1 protein-coding gene is annotated in these 640 nt (G+C 72.7%); it reads right to left on the bottom strand.

Annotated elements, in window-relative coordinates; translation table 11 throughout:
* On the bottom strand, positions 1–640 hold a 640-nt coding region (locus tag DPV74_RS41740; protein WP_162923357.1), incomplete at both ends, for a TolC family protein.

The raw sequence follows: 640 nt of genomic DNA, 5'->3' as shown, positions 1-640 counted from the left end.
CCCGATGCGCGGCCGGCGCCTGCGCGACCGTCGCGCCCGCATCGAACCCGCCGCCCAACGCCCCGACCAGCCCGACACGCAGCGTGCGCTGCCGGCCGAGCAGCGCGATCAACTGCGCGCGCTCGTCGATCAGCGTGAGATCCGCGACATCCACGTCCTTCTGCATCAGCACGCCGCGCCGATGGCGGTCGGTCGCGATCTGCACGATCTTTTGCGCGGCCGCGACCGCATCCTGCTGCTGCGCGACGAGCGTCTGCGATGTCTGCAGCGACGTGACGAGCTGTGCGACCTGCCCGAGCGCGTCGTCGACGGTCTTGTTGTACAGCCCGATCGCCACGTCGGCCTGCGCGACGTCCGCACCGAGCTTCGCCTTCAGCCGGCCGCGATCGAAGACCGGCAGCGAGATCGCCGGGCCGACGGAACCGGCGAGCGCGTCGCGCGAGAACAGCGACGCGGGCGTCAGCGCGAACACGCCGCCGAGCGCGACGAGGTTCACGTCCGGATAGAACTGCGCACGCGTCGAATCGGCATTCGCGAACGCGGCTTCGACGCGCAACCGCGCGGCGACGATGTCGGGCCGGCGGCCGAGGAGACCGGCCGGCAGCCGCGCGGGCAGCGCGCCGCCGGCAAATGCGCCGAC

This window comes from Burkholderia sp. HAN2018 (assembly GCF_024704855.1).
GTDB lineage: Bacteria > Pseudomonadota > Gammaproteobacteria > Burkholderiales > Burkholderiaceae > Burkholderia > Burkholderia cepacia.
Note: the sequence above shows the minus strand (reverse complement) of the source record. Positions and strands in the feature narration are given on the sequence as shown.